The organism is Streptomyces sp. NBC_00654 (assembly GCF_026341775.1).
Taxonomy (GTDB): domain Bacteria; phylum Actinomycetota; class Actinomycetes; order Streptomycetales; family Streptomycetaceae; genus Streptomyces.
This window is the reverse complement of sequence record NZ_JAPEOB010000001.1, coordinates 3,494,994-3,509,819: the sequence shown is the minus strand read 5'-3', so window position 1 is coordinate 3,509,819 and position 14,826 is coordinate 3,494,994. Positions and strand designations below refer to the sequence as shown.

Genomic DNA, 14,826 nt, shown 5'->3' with positions numbered 1-14,826 from the left:
CTCCCTGCACCTCACGGACGGTCGAATTCTCAGACTATGTCACGCATGCCATGTGGTCGGACCTAACCCGTCGGCTACCGTCCGGCCCTGCGGCCCGGCTGCCCGGCGGCGTCCGGCCGGGTGCCGGCCTTCACTCCCCGGCCGCCCGGGAGGGCACCACCGCGACCAGCAGGCCGCACACTGCCGCCCCCGTACCGAGTGCCACCACCCCGGCCCAGCCGCCGCCCGCCCAGGCCAGGGTGCCCAGCAGCGACCCGACCGCGATACCCAGGAAACGCAGGGTGAAGTAGAGCGTGTTGAGCCGGCTGTGCACGGCGGGGTCGCGGGTGAACAGGGCCGTCTGGCAGACGGCCTGGCTGCCCCAGACGCCCACGTCGAGAACGACCACCCCCGCGATCAGCCAGAGCAGCCCGTCGCCGCCGGGCGCGAGCAGCAGCCACCCCGCGACGACCAGCCCGATGAGGAGTCCGAGGGAGAGCCGGTGCCCGAGGCGGTCGGCGAGCCGTCCCGCGTACGGCGAGCCGAGCGCGCTGGCCGCGGCGACCAGGCCGAACAGTCCGATTCCGGTGGGGCCGAAGCCGTAGGCGCGCTCCAGGAGGAACGTGAGCGCCGTCCAGAACGCGCCGAACGAGATCCCGACCAGCGCACCGGAGAGCGTGATGCTCCGGACGAGCCGGCCGGCCGCGAAGAGCTTCGGCAGCGAGGCCAGCGTGGCGCGGTAGGCAGGTGTCCCGGCGGCCGGGGGAACCCGGGGCAGGGCGCGCCGGAGCACGGCCATCAGGAGCAGCGTCAGCGCGGCGGAGCAGCCGTACACGGCACGCCAGCCGAACAGTTCGGCCAGCGCCCCCGAGTACGCGCGTGCGGCCAGGACTCCGACCAGCAGCCCCGCCTGCACCGTACCCACCAGCGTTCCCCGGCCCGCTCCCGCCCCGCCCTGCCGGCCGGCCAGCGCCACGGCGAAGGGCGTGACGAGCTGCGGAACCGGGGACAGCAGTCCCAGGAGGAAGCTCGACACGACCAGGCACCACACCGTGGGCGACGCGGCGCAGGCGGCGAGCGCGAGCACGGAGGCCGTGCCGAGGCCGAGGATCAGCCGCCGCCGGTCATGGCTGTCCCCGGCGGGCACGAGCAGCAGGATGCCCGCCGCGTAGCCGAGCTGGGTGGCCGTCGGTACGGAGCCGAGGACATCGGCCGGCACTCCCAGGGAATCCGCCGCGTCGGCCAGCAGCGGCTGGTTCACATAGACGTTCGCCGCGGTGACGGCGCTGGTGCAGGCGAGCAGGGCCGTCAGCCCCCGGGTACGTACCGGAGCGGTGCCGGATCCGGGGTCGGGTTCGGGTTCGGTGCGGGTATGGCGTCGGTTCACATGCGTCGACGTTAGGACGGCCCGGACCGGCATACTTTCGGCGTAGCGCCATCATCTATCGAGAGTGCGCCAATGTATGGAAAGAGCGAGCTCCGCGACGACTACCAGGACGTGCCCCGGCCCGTCGGAGCCATGGCACGCGATCTCGCGGACGGCCACCACATCCCGCCGCACGAGCACCGGCGGGCCCAGCTGATCTACGGCACGACGGGAGCGATCACCGTCACGACCGGGCACGGGGTCTGGGTGGTTCCGGCCACCCGGGGGGTCTGGGTACCGGCCGGGCTCACCCACGCCATGACCTGCGCGGGCGCGGTGGCCATGCGCACCCTCTACATCGAGCCGCAGCCCTCCTGGCACCTGCCCACCGCACCGACCGTCGTCTCGGTCTCCCCGCTCCTGCGCGAGCTGATCGAGGACGCCACCCGGATTCCGGTGGAGTACGACCCGCGGGGCCGGGACGGCAGGGTCATGGAACTGCTGCTCCTGGAGCTGGCCCCGCGCCCCGTCCCCGCGCTGCATCTGCCGGCTCCCCGGGACAACGGGCCCGAGGCGCTGCACCGGCTCTGCGAGGCGATCCGGGAGCACCCCGGCCGCCGGTGGACGACGCCCCGGGCCGCGGCCTTCGCGCATATGAGTACGCGCAGTCTCCAGCGTGGCTTCGCCGCCGCCACGGGGATGGGCCTGGCCCGCTGGGTGCAGCAGGCCGGACTCGTCCACGCGGTCACCCTGCTCGCGTCCGGCACCCCGGTCACGGCGGTCGCCGCGGAGCTGGGCTACGCCACCCCCAGCGCCTTCACCGCGATGTTCCGCCGCACGCTGGGCGTCACGCCCTCCGCCTACTTCGCCGACCGGGCACCGTGACCGGGTCCGCCGCGCGCCGTGACCGGGTCCGCCGCGCGCCGGGATGTCCGACGGGCTCAGCGCGCGGGCGGCACGCTCCGGCCGTGCGGGCGACCGTACGGCCGCCGCCCGCGCTGAGGGTCGAAGAGCTGACCGGCCACCCCGGCCACCACGAGGCCCGCGGCGATCAGGAGACCGTGTTCCGCGGCGATTCCGGCGCCCAGGGCCACGAGCCCGGCACCCAGCCAGATCCAGGCATGGACCCGGCGGTACTCGCGCGGGGCACGCGGGCCGCCGCCGGACAGCGCATCGGCGAACTCGGGGTCCTCGTGACGCAGTCGCTCCTCAAGATCACGCAGCCGTTTGTCGTACGTGGGCATGAATGTCTCCCTCCCGGTGCGGAAACCGATGGGTACGAGGCCGTCGCCGCCGGGTGCGCGGAGGCGGGACCCGTCCTCCATGCTGCTGGACGCGGCGCCGCGCGGACCATCGGGGACACCACCCATTTCCGGGGGCGGTCACCATGCACGCGGGCGCACGCGGGGACCGGGGCGGGGCACGGCGCGGAGCCGGCGGCAATAGTGGAGGCAGTCACCTTTCCGTACACCTGTCCGTACACCTGACCTGAGGAGGCCGTGCTCCCTTGTCCCTGTTCTGGCGGATCTTCCTGCTCAACGCAGCGGTGCTGGTGGCGGCCGGGGCCCTGCTGCTGCTCGGCCCGATCACCATCTCCACCCCCGTACTGCTGACCGAGGCCCTGATCCTGGCCGGTGGCATCGCCTCGATGCTCGTCGCCAACGCGGCCCTGCTCAGGCTCGGACTCGCCCCGCTCCAGCGGGTCACCCGGGCCATGACCACCATCGACCTGCTGCGCCCGAGCCCGCGCCCCGAGGTCGCCGGCCAGGGCGAGGTCGCCGACCTGATCGAGACGTTCAACACGATGCTCGACCGGCTGGAGGCGGAGCGGGCCACCAGCAACGCCCGCGCGCTCTCCGCGCAGGAGGCCGAACGCCGCCGGGTCGCCCAGGAGCTGCACGACGAGGTCGGCCAGACCCTGACCGCCGTACTGCTCGAACTGAAGCGCGTCGCCGACCGGGCCCCCGAACCGCTGCGGGGCGAACTGCGCCAGGTCCAGGAGGTCACCCGCGGCGGGCTGGACGAGATCCGCCGGATCGCCCGCCGGCTGCGCCCCGGCGTACTGGAGGAACTGGGCCTGGTCAGCGCCCTGACGGCGCTGATCACCGAGACACCGAAGCCCGACGGGCTGACGGTCGGCCGCCGGATGGAGAAGGACCTGCCCGAACTGGGGCCGAGGCCGAACTCGTCGTGTACCGCATCGCCCAGGAGTGCCTCACCAATACGGTCCGCCACTCCGGCGCCACGCGTCTGGAGCTCTCGCTGCGCCGCAGCGGGGGCGGGGTGGAACTGTGCGTCCGCGACGACGGCCGGGGACTCGGTGACGCCCCCGAGGGCGGGGGGCTGCGCGGGATGCGCGAACGCGCCCTGCTCATCGGCGCCGCACTCCACCTCGGCGGCGGCCCCCAGCAAGGCACCGAGATACGCCTCGATGTGCCCATCCGGAACGAAAGCCGGTGACCATGCCCATGTCCTCGTACCCGCCCGCCTCCCCCGGTCCGGCCGCCACCTCCCCCGTCGCCCCGGCGGAAGGGGCGCGCCGAACCCGCATCCTGCTCGCCGACGACCACGCCCTGGTCCGCCGCGGTGTCCGCCTCATCCTGGACAGTGAACCGGACCTCCAGGTGGTCGCCGAGGCGGGCGACGGCGCCGAGGCCGTCGAGATGGCCCGCGCCGAGCGGCCGGACCTGGCCATCCTCGATATCGCGATGCCCCGCCTGACCGGGCTCCAGGCGGCGCGCGAGCTGTCCCGGGTCCAGCCGGAACTGCGCATCCTCATGCTGACGATGTACGACAACGAGCAGTACTTCTTCGAAGCGCTCAAGGCGGGAGCGGCGGGCTATGTACTGAAGTCCGTCGCCGACCGGGACCTGGTGGAAGCCTGCCGGGCCGCGATGCGCGACGAGCCGTTCCTCTACCCCGGTGCGGTCACCGCGCTGATCCGGCACTTCCTCGAACGGGCGAGGGAGGGGGACGGCCTCCCGGCCCGCGCCATCACCGAACGCGAGGAGGAGATCCTCAAGCTGGTGGCCGAGGGCCACTCGTCGAAGGAGATCGCCCGACTCCTCGTCATCAGCGTCAAGACCGTCGAGCGGCACCGCGCGAACCTGCTCCACAAGCTCGGCCTGCGCGACCGTCTGGAACTCACCCGCTATGCGATCCGTGCCGGTCTGATCGAGCCCTGACGGCTCTCCGAGGTCCGCTGCCGGCCCGCGACGCGTGCGAGCGGCACGGCGCGCCACGTCCGTGCGCCGAGAATTCGTGTGCCGATGGTTCATGTGATTCTCACTCAGTACGCATACGGTGCACACCGTGACCCAGATGAGCCCGCCCGGTTGGCATCCAGACCCCGGGCATTCAGGAATTGGCCCCGCCCAGGAACGCTGGTGGGACGGGACCCGGTGGACCGAGCACCTCCGTGTGCCGCCCGCGGCGATCCGGCGGCGCCGGACGCGTGTCGCCGTCGGCGCGACGGTCGGCGTGGTGGTGCTCGCGGCCATCGGGGGCGGTGTGTTTCTGCTCCAGGAGGACGGCGACAACCGGCCGGACACCGCCGCCACCGCACCGCAGCCCGCACCGTCCGGCAGCCCGGGGCGGCCCGGCGCACCGGACGGGAACGGCGGGGACGGCGGCGGGAACGGGAACGGCGGCCAGGGCCCCGACGGGCAGATCCCGCCGACCGAGAAGGGGTACGCGACGGATCTGGCCAGCGGCATCAGCCTCCCGGTGCCCAAGGGCTGGACCGGCAGGTCGGGCACCGTCGGAGCCGGGCTCACCACCGGTGAGTACGCCTGCCCGGGGAACTCGGGCGAGAAGTGCGTGCGCGGCGGTGTGTTCTCCGCCCCGGCGGTCGCCCTGAAGCTCGACGCGACCACGGCGGAGGCCGCGGCCAAGAAGGACATCGCGGTCAACGCCGAGGAGTCGTACGGCGAGAAGATCTACGGAGGCATCACCTCGCACGAACAGCTCAAGTCCGAGCCGGTCACCGTGGCCGGCCAGAAGGGCTACGCGGTGCGCTGGAAGGTGGTGACGGAGAAGGGCGACGACGGGTACGTCGAGTCGCTGGCCTTCCCCTCCCCCGCCTCCAAGGACATGCTGATCGTCGTCCGCTCCGGCTTCGACGTCAACGCCGGGGCGCCGGAGCTCTCCGTCCTGGACGACATCACCAAGGGCATCAAGGCGGCTGCCGGCGGAGCGGGCACCGGCCGGACCGCCTGACCGGGACACCCGGCCGGTGGCGTTCACGGTCACAGTGCCGTGAACACCACCGGCCGGGCGGCACCGGTCAGACGGTGAGCGTCGCCGGGTCGCTGACGCCCGGCTCGCCGGTCTCCACATGGCCGGCGAAGCGCCGCAGGAAGCCGGTGCCCGCACCCGCGTCGACGGACACGTCGTACCAGCGCCGGGAGGCGCTCAGGTCCACGGTGTGGCGGACCGTCGCCCCCGGTCCCACCGTGACCGTCAGCGGCGGCCGGCCGCCGTAGGCGTTGACGACCGTGAGCCTCGCCTCCGCGCTCCCGGCGTTGGTGAGCGTCAGATCCAGGTTGCCCGTGCCGGCGTTGTGGCGGGCCGTCACCTCGGGTCCGGCGGTCTTCGCCGGACACCTGAACGTCCGCAGGAAACCGTTCGGGCCGTGCACCGTGAGGTCGTGCGTGCCCTTCGAGTAGGCGGAGTTCCAGGTGTCGGAGACCGTACGGCCCGCCTCCGCGGTATAGGTCCACGGGGCGTCGGTGCGGTTCGCCGAGGTGACGTAGAACTGCGCCCCGGCCGCCGTACCGGGGCTGAAGGTCAGGGCGATGCGGCCGTCGCCCACGCTGACCGCGCCGTCGACGTACGGCGCGTAGGGCAGCGGCCTGGCCGGGCGCGCGCCCGCTTCCTGCTTGGGCATGCTGCCGACTCCGGGCGGTGTGGGCCGGTAGTCGGGGTGGCGGTCGTGGTCCGGCGGCGCGTAGCCGGAGGTGTCGGGCAGCGCTGCGGGGGCCGTGTCCTTCGCGCCGAAGTCGAAGGCCGAGGTGAGGTCGCCGCAGATGGCACGCCGCCACGGGGAGATGTTCGGCTCGCGCACCCCGAAGCGCCGCTCCATGAACCGGAGGATCGAGGTGTGGTCGAACACCTCGGAGCAGACATAGCCTCCGGTGCTCCAGGGGGAGACGACGAGCATGGGGACGCGCGGGCCGAGTCCGTAGGCACCGGCCGCGTACGCGACACCGCCCCGGTAGAGGTCCGGGGCGACGTCGACGGTGGACAGGCCCTGTGCGGCGGAGGACGGCGGATAGGGCGGCACGACGTGGTCGAAGAACCCGTCGTTCTCGTCGTAGGTGATGAACAGGGCGGTGCGGCTCCACACCTCGGGGTTGGACGTCAGCGCGTCCAGCATCCGCGCGATGTACCAGGCGCCGTAGTTCGAAGGGAAGTTGGCGTGCTCGGAGAAGGCCTCCGGAGCGGCGACCCAGGAGATCTTCGGCAGCCTCCCGGCCTGCACGTCCGCCGTGAGCTCGTCGAAGTAGCCGTCGCCCGCCTTGACATTCGTACCGGTGCGCGCCTTGTCGTGGAGCGGGTCGCCGGGGCGGGCGTCGCGGTAGGTGTTGAAGTAGAGCAGGGAGTTGTCCCCGTAGTTGCCGCGGTAGGCGTCGTCGATCCAGCCCCAGCTCCCGGCGGCGTCGAGGCCGTCGCCGATGTCCTGGTAGATCTTCCAGGAGATTCCGGCCGCCTCCAGCCGTTCGGGGTAGGTGGTCCAGCCGTACCCCTTCTCCTCGTTGCCGAGCACCGGACCGCCGCCGGTCCCGTCGTTCCCGGTGTACCCCGTCCACATGTAGTAGCGGTTCGGGTCGGTGGCCCCGATGAACGAGCAGTGGTAGGCGTCGCAGACGGTGAACCGGTCGGCGAGCGCGTAGTGGAAGGGGATGTCCTCGCGCGTGAGGTAGGCCATCGTCGTCGGTGTCTTCGCGGGTATCCACCGGTCGTAGCGGCCGCCGTTGTACGCCTGGTGGCCGCCCGCCCAGTCGTGGTTGAGGCCCTGGAGGAACTGCATTCCCAGGTCATCGGCCGTCGGGTGGAACGGCAGGGTCTCCTTGCCGGCCCCGTCCGCCTGGTGCCAGACCGACGAACCGCCGGGGAGCGTCACCGGGCGCGGGTCCCCGAACCCCCGTACGCCCTTCAGCGCGCCGAAGTAGTGATCGAAGGACCGGTTCTCCTGCATCAGCACGACGATGTGCTCGACGTCCTGGATCGTGCCGGAGCCGCGGTGTGCGGGGATCGCGGCGGCCCGGTCGATGCTGCTCGACAGCGCGGCGAATCCCGCTGTGGCACCCGCGAGTTGGAGGAAGCGACGGCGATTGAGATCAGCCATGAGTGTGGGGCCTCTTGGGGTGAGGGAACAGAAGCGAGCAGAATGTTCCAAGAGGACCGGGCAGAAGGGAAGAGGCCGCGACGACGTCGTGAACAACGGCCGTACACATCGTCAAAGCCCTCCTCGCGCGCCTGGACCGCCGGCCCCGGTCCCGCGAGTGGCACCCCGCCCTCCGGCCGTGCCCCGGCTCGCGCCCGTCGCGACGGGCCGCGATCCTCCCCCGACGGCTTCGGCCCGACATGCCGTGCGCCGTGATCTGCGGTTTGCTGGATGGGAAGCGCGCATCCGGTGCGTACGCCACAGCCGAAGACGCGGCCGCACGCGGGCAGGCGCGCGTCAGGAGACGGCGAATGAAGCGCGAACCCATGTCAGCGACCCGACGGGTACAGAGTTCACCTCGGGAACGGGCGGCCCGTGGCCGGGCGGCCCGCAGGCGGGCGCCGAGGTCCTCGCACGGCGACTACTCCCCCTCCCGCCACCGGCCCGACCCGGTCGACGTCATCGAGCGGCAGTCCGCGACCAGGCTGCCGGAACTGGTCCCGCTGCGATACGGCCGCATGTCGGAGTCCCCTTTCCGCTTCTACCGGGGAGCGGCGGCGATCATGGCAGGAGATCTCGCCTCGACGTCGGACTCGGGCATCCGTGCCCAGCTCTGCGGCGACGCGCACATGCTGAACTTCCGGCTGCTGGCCTCGCCGGAGCGCCAACTCCTCTTCGACATCAACGACTTCGACGAAACCCTCCCCGGTCCGTGGGAGTGGGACGTGAAGCGCCTGGCAGCCAGCCTCGCCATCGCGGGCCGCGAGAACGGCTTCTCCGCCGCCCAACGGCGCATGATCGTCCGCTCCACCGTGAAGTCGTACCGCGAGCACATGCGCCGCTTCGCCAGCATGCGCACGCTCGACGTCTGGTATTCGCGCGCCGACGCCGCCTCGCTCACCGCTCTCGCCTCGAAGCACCTGCGCGGCAGCGGACGCAAGCGGCTGGCCCGTTCCCTGGCCAAGGCCAGGACCCGCGACAGCCTCCAGGCCTTCGGGAAACTCACGTCCCTGGCCGACGGTGAACGGCGCATCACGGCGGCTCCGCCCGTCATCACCCCGCTCGCCGATCTGCTCCCGGAGGCGGAGGGCGCGCGGATGGAGGAGGAAATCCGCGGCCTGCTGCACCGGTACCGGCAGAGCCTTCCCACCGACCGGCAGCATCTGTGCGCGGAGTTCACCCCGGTGGACATGGCACGCAAGGTGGTGGGTGTCGGCAGCGTGGGCACCCGGTGCTGGATCGTCCTCCTGCTCGGGCGCGACGGCGACGACCCCCTGTTCCTCCAGGCCAAGGAAGCCGGTGCCTCCGTCCTCTCACCGCACCTCGGCAGCAGCGATTTCGCCACTCAGGGCGAGCGGGTGGTCGCCGGACAGCGTCTGATGCAGGCGGCGAGCGACATCTTCCTCGGCTGGGAGCGGACGCTGGGCATGGACGGCACGGAACGCGACTTCTACATCCGTCAGCTGCGTGACTGGAAGTTCGTCGCGGAACCCTCGCTGATGTCTCCGCGGGACATGCGCCTGTTCGGTGAACTCTGCGGTTCCACGCTCGCCCGCGCCCATGCCAGGTCGGGCGACAGGATCGCCATCGCCGCGTATCTCGGCGGGGGCGATGTCTTCGACCGCGCCCTGGCCTTGTTCGCCGAGAGCTACGCCGACCAGAACGAACGCGATCACCGCGCGCTCCTCAAGGCGGTCAGGAGCGGCCGGGTCCCCGCGCGCTCCGGCTGAGGAACGCGGGGCGCCGCTCCGGCCGAGGGACACGGGGCGACCGCACCCCGCTCTCCGTCACGGTCCGCCCACGGGCTCCCGGCGGGCCTCCACCCTGCCGCCGGCCGCCAGCAGGGTGATGAGGGCCAGCACGGCCAGCAGGATCAGGGTGAACGACAGGACGGTCAGGACGGTCGGGCGGTTCCACAGCGCGAACACGAGCGCGATGACGGCCAGCACACCGAGAGTGACCTCGCGGCGATGGGCCAGGACCCATGTTCCGGCACGGCCGGTACGGATGTCGTGGGCGGCACACAGGCCGGCCACGGAGTCGGCCGCGCGTTCCACCGTTCCCCGCACGCCGCGCGGCAGGCGGCCGGTGCCGGACAGATAGGCGCCGAGCGCCACGACGACCGCGAGAACGAGGGCGGTGCCGACGCTGTCCTTCAGGAAGCGCACCAGCGTGTCGAAGACGGCCGCCGCGGCCTCCCGTGACTGGACCTGTGCCGGAAGGTGGTCGAGGTAGTAGCGGCGCGCGACGGCCAGAGCGACGGCGAGGACAAGGCAGGCCGCCGCCGCGCACAGCGCCGTGGTCACCAGCGCACGGCGACGGCGACGGGCCAGCAGCACTCCGCCCGCGCCCAGGATCACCGTCAGCACGGGCAGCCAGTTGCCGACGGCGTCGAGCAGGCGGACGGCGTTTCTGGTCTTCTCCAGTTCGTCGGACTGGAACAGGACCATCCGCTTGTCGACCTCGGGAATCCTCTCGGCCGGGGAGAGACCCGCGTGAACGAGGTCCTGTTTGACCCGCTCGACGGCGGCGCCGATGTCCAGGGTGACGGTCCCGCCCTCGACCTCCACGGCACCGCGGCCCTCCCCCGTCAGCGCATGGACCACGGAGGAGTGCGCGGCACGGTTCGCCCCGGTCCAGATCGCCTCGAACCTGTCGCTCCGGACGAAGCGGGTCGCCACCTTGGCGACCGCCCGGTCCACGGCCTCGTCCAGCTGGGGTCCCAGCGCCTCGACCGCCGTGGCGACACGGGGCGGCAGCCCCTGGGCCTCCAGCCAGGCCCCCAGGTCCGCCGTCACCCGTGCCCCGTCCACGCGCACGTCGGCGGCCGCGGTGATCCGGCGCACGGCGGCCTCCTCGATCGCCGGGTCCGTCGCGAGCGGGGAGACCATGGACACGTACCGGTCGCTGTCGAGAACGATGCCGTGCACCCAGACCGTGAGCAGCGAGACCGGCACGAGCAGGCACGCGAGCGTGATCAGTACGGCCGTGACGGCACTCCGCGCGGCCCGTCCGGCACGGAAACCGCCCGCCCGGCGCGGCAGCGTCCCGCGGGCGTCGTCCGGCGGCTCGTACGGCAGACTCATGGCGCTCCCAGGGGCGGCTGCGGAGAAGGACCGCTCCCCCACCCATTGGATACACGTCTCCCCGGCACGGGCGCGTTCAGTTGGGCTCACCGGGGAAGGGACCGCGGGCCCGCCGTGAACCGGCTCCGTGGGGGCGCGCGGAGCGGGGACCGCGGCCTTCGCCCCCGGACACGGAAAAGACCGCCCTCCCACTCAGTGAGAGAACGGCCTCCGACATGCGACATCCGCTGTCGGGACGACAGGATGTGAACCTGCGACCCGCACGTCCAAGGACCACCGCCGGGTCAAGAGGATGGCTCGCCGGGGCCTCACGGCGTGAGACCTGACGGCTTTGAGAAGTCAAGGAACGAGGAGGATCACGTTGACTTTGGAGTTTGCCTTGTGGTCCTCGAGTCCGACCTCCGCTTTCTTGCCGCCGGCGATGGCTTCCAAGCCCACCTGCGCCATGTCAGGGCAGTCACCGTAGAACCATGCACCGACTTTGATTCCCCCCGACTCTCCGCGCAGCCAGAAGCACGCCTTGCCGTCGAACGTGACACCCGCCCGTACCACCTCGACCTGCCCCCACCAAAAATCTTCACTGTTACCCACATTGATGCTGGGGCGTTCAGATACCTCAGACACAGTTCCCGCTTTCTCCGATTCGAGACTTTCGCTTACACGCACTCACGTTCTTGTGACCATGCCTTGTTCGACTGACCCAACCGGGTTGACGACGGCAGGACTTGAGGCAAGAACGGCTCGACCATCGCCACAAGTCGGCGTTCACCACCCATGGCCGATCATCCGCACCCCGCGAACGGCCGAATGGTCAGACCGTGAAACTCGACCCCAAACATCGACAAAGATCGTTTCAGGAGCTCTGGCCAAGGGGTTTGCAGAGAATCAAATGCCACGGAGCGGCGCGATGAGCCAGGTGAATTCCCGGCCCGGGGGACTCTCTGCGATTCAGCCCTCCGGACATACGACCGGGCGGTTTGCCCTGTCCACTCATTCGCCGCAGGCTTGAAACATGACTGTTTCCGCATCCGCGCCTGTCACGCACAGTGGCTGGGCCGTGAGGACACCGGGGCCGATCGATGCCGGGCCATTGGAACGTGTCCGGCGGGGGACGTCGGCACCTGGCCAGGGTGAGCTGCTGCTGCGGGTGGAAGCGTGCGGGGTGTGCCGTACGGATCTGCACCTCGCCGAGGGGGACCTCACGCCACACCACCCGTCCACGATTCCCGGTCATGAGATCGTGGGCCGGGTCGAGGCCGTGGGCGAAGGGGTTGGCCTGTTCCGCGTCGGGGACCGGGCAGGAGGAGCATGGCTGCGCGGCACCTGCGGGAGTTGCCGGTACTGCCGGGCCGGTCAGGAAAACCTCTGCCCGCGGTCCCTCTATACGGGATGGGACTCGGACGGCGGCTTCGCCGAGACGGCCGTGGTTCCGGAGGCGTTCGCCTACCGGCTGCCGAAGGACCGGGACCCGGAGCTGCTCGCGCCTCTCCTGTGCGCAGGCATCATCGGCTTCCGGGCACTTCGGCGCAGCGCATTGCCCGAGGGCGGGCGGCTGGGTATCTACGGCTTCGGCGCGTCGGCCCATCTGGCGGCCCAGGTGGCCCTCGCCGAGGGCGCCACGGTTCATGTGCTGACCCGGTCGGCGCCGGCACGAACGCTCGCCCTGGAACTCGGAGCGGCTTCGGCGGGTGGCGCCGACGACCAGCCGCCTGAGCCATTGGACTCGGCGATCCTCTTCGCCCCGGTGGGTGAACTCGTCCCGGTGGCGCTGGAGGCCCTGGACCGGTCGGGCACCCTCGCTGTCGCAGGCATCCACCTTTCCGACATCCCGGTGCTGAACTATCAGCGCCATCTGTTCCAGGAGCGAAATCTGCGCAGCGTCACCTCCAACACCCGCCAGGACGGGCGGGACTTCCTGACGCTGGCCGAGCGTATCGGTATCCGGGTCACCGTGAGCCCCTACCCCTTGAGCCGGGCCGACCGGGCGCTCGCCGATCTGGCGGCCGACCGGGTGAACGGTGCCGCCGTACTGGTGCCCGACTGACGTCCGTCGGCGCCGGAACTCAGGGCCGCCCCCGGTTTCCGTCCGGGCTCACCCCGGTTTCGCCGTCCGAGAGGCTTGCCGCGTGCACGGCGGGCAGGCCGGCCACGGGGCCATCGACGGCGTCGTACGGTCGGACGACCCGGCTCAGGAGTTCGGCCATGGACAGGCCGAAGAGAGCCTCGCGGCTGCCCACTGGGCGGCCAGGGGGCGAGCCTGCGCCGTCTGCCACTGAAGCTGGTGAGCGTCTGGGAACCGGTCCGCCTCGGCCAGGTTCCGCTCAGGGGTGACGAAACCCGGCGTCAGTGGTCGGAGCGTGTCCCGCGGGACGCGGCCGGGAACTGTGGCAGAGCCCCCCTGAGCTCGAAGTCGTCGAGGAACAGCTCACCGGTCGGCCCGGGGAGGTGCTTCTTCAAGTGGCGGAAGGCGCTGCCCTTCTGGTTCTTGGTTCGCGGGGGCTGAGCAGATTCGGTGGCTTCTGGGCCGGCTCCGTGGGGCTGACGGTGGTCGCCCGAGCAGAGCTCCCTGTTGTCCTGGTCCGGGGGCCGGAGCCGGACGGCGATGGGCTGCCACAGGACCCGAACGGAACGCGGTACCGGCCCGTGCTCCTCGGCCTCGCCGCGAACTCCCCCGACGACAAGCTGATCGCCTTCGCCTTCGACGGGGCTGCTGTCGTAGAGGAATCCCAACACGGCAGCGCGGTGAACCACCTTGTGGAAGCGGCTCGTGACGCTTCCCTGCTGGTGGTCGGCCGGCGTATCCGGCACTCATCGCTCGTCGGCCCTATCGGACCGGTCACCCATGCCGTGGGCCGGATGGAGGAGACGCACGACGTGTTCAGGTGCCACCGACACCCGACGCCCTCACAGTGGTTCTCGACGACAGTTCGCACGACGCCGTCGTGCCGACCTGAACAGAAAGAGAACCGCCATGGAGAGGCCAGCGCCCCGGCATCGGAACGATTTCGGCAGACGGCTGTACACGCGGCGTGAGGAACTGGGACTCACCCGCGCGGAGGTGGCGGATCGGAGCGGAGCTGTGGAGAACTACATCGAGTACCTGGAGGAACAGGGCGGCTCCCCCGGGATCGGTGTGACACTCCGCCTCGCCGAGGCGCTGGATACCACCGTCGACGAACTGACCGGGAGGACAGCGGACGAGCCACCTGGCCGTGGCTCCGCGCCCACCGGCGCCGCCCTGCGCGTACTCGACGAGGACGAATCCCGCGCGCTGCTGTCCCAGGGCGGAGTGGGGCGGGTTGCCACCGACACCCCCGACGGCCCAGTGATCGCACCCGTGAACTACATCGTTTCCAACGGTGAGATCTTCTACCGGACCGCGCTCGGCGCCGCACCCTCGTCCGCCGGGGTGCGGGAGGTCTGTTTCGAGGTAGACCGCATCGACGACGCCTTCCGCCGGGGATGGAGCGTCCTGGTCGTTGGCCAGGGCCGCTTTGTCACGGACGCGGCAGAGGTACGGGCGCTGGAGGCCGCGGCACCGGGGCTGGCGTGGGCGGGAGAGGACCGTCCGATCTGGTTGGCGATCACTCCCCATCGGATCACGGGGCGACGGATCATCAATGATCTCGGCCCCTCCTGACGACACACCCGTTTGACGCTGTGACCTGCCCCGCGGGGCGCTTTGCGGTACTCCTCGAGTGAGGTAGTCGCGCCTCAGCGCGCAGATACAGACATCTCACCAGCTTCGTACGAGACGGAGGCGGGCGTCATGGAGTCAGTCGTCACAGTGGGGCGCGGCGGGTCACCCGAGAGCCTGGCCGCAGCTCATCGGGCCGCCGACGAAGATGAGCGCCGCACAGCCACGGTGCGCCCGCTGCCCGCGTGGCCCATGCCGGTGCCGGCCCAGCTCCAGGCACGGCACTGCGGCCTCTCCGTGATCGGTGGCCCGGGCGTCGACGACGCCCAGGAGGCTCTGCTGGAGGCGGCATCGGCGTCCGAAACGCTCG

General features: G+C 71.3%; 13 protein-coding genes and 1 pseudogene. 9 read left to right on the top strand and 5 right to left on the bottom strand.

Annotated elements, in window-relative coordinates; translation table 11 throughout:
* Positions 1-130: 130 nt before the first annotated feature.
* The gene (locus OHA98_RS15025) at positions 131-1,366 is read right to left on the bottom strand and encodes an MFS transporter (protein ID WP_266926031.1); all 1,236 of its coding nucleotides are present in this window, start codon (positions 1,364-1,366) and stop codon (positions 131-133) included.
* Positions 1,367-1,438: 72 nt separating this feature from the next.
* On the opposite strand from OHA98_RS15025, the gene OHA98_RS15020 reads away from it, so the two are divergent.
* Positions 1,439-2,230, top strand: coding sequence for a helix-turn-helix domain-containing protein (locus OHA98_RS15020; RefSeq protein ID WP_266926029.1), 792 nt, complete (start codon positions 1,439-1,441; stop codon positions 2,228-2,230).
* 56 nt (positions 2,231-2,286) lie between these two features.
* Here the strand turns inward: OHA98_RS15020 and OHA98_RS15015 are convergent, their stop codons facing one another.
* Positions 2,287-2,589 carry a DUF3040 domain-containing protein gene (locus OHA98_RS15015; protein WP_266926027.1) on the bottom strand — a complete coding sequence of 101 codons (303 nt, stop codon included), beginning with the start codon at positions 2,587-2,589 and terminating at the stop codon, positions 2,287-2,289.
* A 263-nt stretch (positions 2,590-2,852) separates the two neighbouring features.
* Between OHA98_RS15015 and OHA98_RS15010 the strand changes: the two are divergent.
* From OHA98_RS15010 to OHA98_RS15000, 3 genes and pseudogenes are all read left to right on the top strand, one after another.
* A pseudogene (locus OHA98_RS15010) lies at positions 2,853-3,805 on the top strand (HAMP domain-containing sensor histidine kinase).
* Positions 3,802-4,530 (top strand): response regulator transcription factor, encoded by a 729-nt coding sequence (locus tag OHA98_RS15005; protein ID WP_266926026.1) that lies wholly within the window; start codon positions 3,802-3,804, stop codon positions 4,528-4,530. Before OHA98_RS15010 ends, OHA98_RS15005 begins: the two are co-directional and overlap by 4 nt.
* A gap of 136 nt (positions 4,531-4,666) precedes the next feature.
* A complete protein-coding gene (locus OHA98_RS15000) occupies positions 4,667-5,563 on the top strand; it encodes a DUF2510 domain-containing protein (protein ID WP_266927927.1) in 897 nt (298 codons plus the stop codon).
* A 67-nt stretch (positions 5,564-5,630) separates the two neighbouring features.
* Here the strand turns inward: OHA98_RS15000 and OHA98_RS14995 are convergent, their stop codons facing one another.
* Positions 5,631-7,694 carry a phosphocholine-specific phospholipase C gene (locus tag OHA98_RS14995; protein WP_266926024.1) on the bottom strand — a complete coding sequence of 688 codons (2,064 nt, stop codon included), beginning with the start codon at positions 7,692-7,694 and terminating at the stop codon, positions 5,631-5,633.
* A 350-nt stretch (positions 7,695-8,044) separates the two neighbouring features.
* Between OHA98_RS14995 and OHA98_RS14990 the strand changes: the two genes are divergently transcribed.
* On the top strand, positions 8,045-9,463 hold the full coding sequence (locus OHA98_RS14990) for a DUF2252 domain-containing protein (protein WP_266926022.1): 1,419 nt from the start codon (positions 8,045-8,047) through the stop codon (positions 9,461-9,463).
* Positions 9,464-9,520: 57 nt separating this feature from the next.
* Here OHA98_RS14990 and OHA98_RS14985 read toward each other — a convergent pair whose 3' ends face one another.
* Both OHA98_RS14985 and OHA98_RS14980 read right to left on the bottom strand, forming a co-directional pair.
* Positions 9,521-10,819, bottom strand: coding sequence for a hypothetical protein (locus tag OHA98_RS14985; protein ID WP_266926020.1), 1,299 nt, complete (start codon positions 10,817-10,819; stop codon positions 9,521-9,523).
* A gap of 339 nt (positions 10,820-11,158) precedes the next feature.
* Positions 11,159-11,443, bottom strand: a complete 285-nt coding sequence (locus tag OHA98_RS14980; protein WP_266926018.1) for a hypothetical protein — start codon at positions 11,441-11,443, stop codon at positions 11,159-11,161.
* A gap of 388 nt (positions 11,444-11,831) precedes the next feature.
* Between OHA98_RS14980 and OHA98_RS14975 the strand changes: the two genes are divergently transcribed.
* The 4 genes from OHA98_RS14975 (at position 11,832) to OHA98_RS14965 (ending at position 14,459) form a co-directional block, all read left to right on the top strand.
* Positions 11,832-12,863 carry a zinc-dependent alcohol dehydrogenase family protein gene (locus OHA98_RS14975; protein ID WP_266926016.1) on the top strand — a complete coding sequence of 344 codons (1,032 nt, stop codon included), beginning with the start codon at positions 11,832-11,834 and terminating at the stop codon, positions 12,861-12,863.
* A gap of 82 nt (positions 12,864-12,945) precedes the next feature.
* On the top strand, positions 12,946-13,095 hold the full coding sequence (locus tag OHA98_RS42660) for a hypothetical protein (protein ID WP_323179556.1): 150 nt from the start codon (positions 12,946-12,948) through the stop codon (positions 13,093-13,095).
* A 181-nt stretch (positions 13,096-13,276) separates the two neighbouring features.
* Positions 13,277-13,852 carry a universal stress protein gene (locus OHA98_RS42655; RefSeq protein WP_323179555.1) on the top strand — a complete coding sequence of 192 codons (576 nt, stop codon included), beginning with the start codon at positions 13,277-13,279 and terminating at the stop codon, positions 13,850-13,852.
* Positions 13,791-14,459 carry a pyridoxamine 5'-phosphate oxidase family protein gene (locus OHA98_RS14965; RefSeq protein ID WP_266926014.1) on the top strand — a complete coding sequence of 223 codons (669 nt, stop codon included), beginning with the start codon at positions 13,791-13,793 and terminating at the stop codon, positions 14,457-14,459. Before OHA98_RS42655 ends, OHA98_RS14965 begins: the two co-directional genes overlap by 62 nt.
* The last annotated feature ends 367 nt before the right edge of the window (positions 14,460-14,826 follow it).

Excerpts from the sequence above, each read along its gene's own strand:
- OHA98_RS15020 (WP_266926029.1), top strand. The coding sequence starts at position 1,439 with ATGTATGGAAAGAGCGAGCTCCGCGACGACTACCAGGACGTGCCCCGG.
- OHA98_RS15015 (WP_266926027.1), bottom strand. The coding sequence starts at position 2,589 with ATGCCCACGTACGACAAACGGCTGCGTGATCTTGAGGAGCGACTGCGT.
- OHA98_RS15000 (WP_266927927.1), top strand. The coding sequence starts at position 4,667 with ATGAGCCCGCCCGGTTGGCATCCAGACCCCGGGCATTCAGGAATTGGC.
- OHA98_RS14995 (WP_266926024.1), bottom strand. The coding sequence starts at position 7,694 with ATGGCTGATCTCAATCGCCGTCGCTTCCTCCAACTCGCGGGTGCCACA.
- OHA98_RS14990 (WP_266926022.1), top strand. The coding sequence starts at position 8,045 with ATGAAGCGCGAACCCATGTCAGCGACCCGACGGGTACAGAGTTCACCT.
- OHA98_RS14985 (WP_266926020.1), bottom strand. The coding sequence starts at position 10,819 with ATGAGTCTGCCGTACGAGCCGCCGGACGACGCCCGCGGGACGCTGCCG.
- OHA98_RS14975 (WP_266926016.1), top strand. The coding sequence starts at position 11,832 with ATGACTGTTTCCGCATCCGCGCCTGTCACGCACAGTGGCTGGGCCGTG.
- OHA98_RS14965 (WP_266926014.1), top strand. The coding sequence starts at position 13,791 with ATGGAGAGGCCAGCGCCCCGGCATCGGAACGATTTCGGCAGACGGCTG.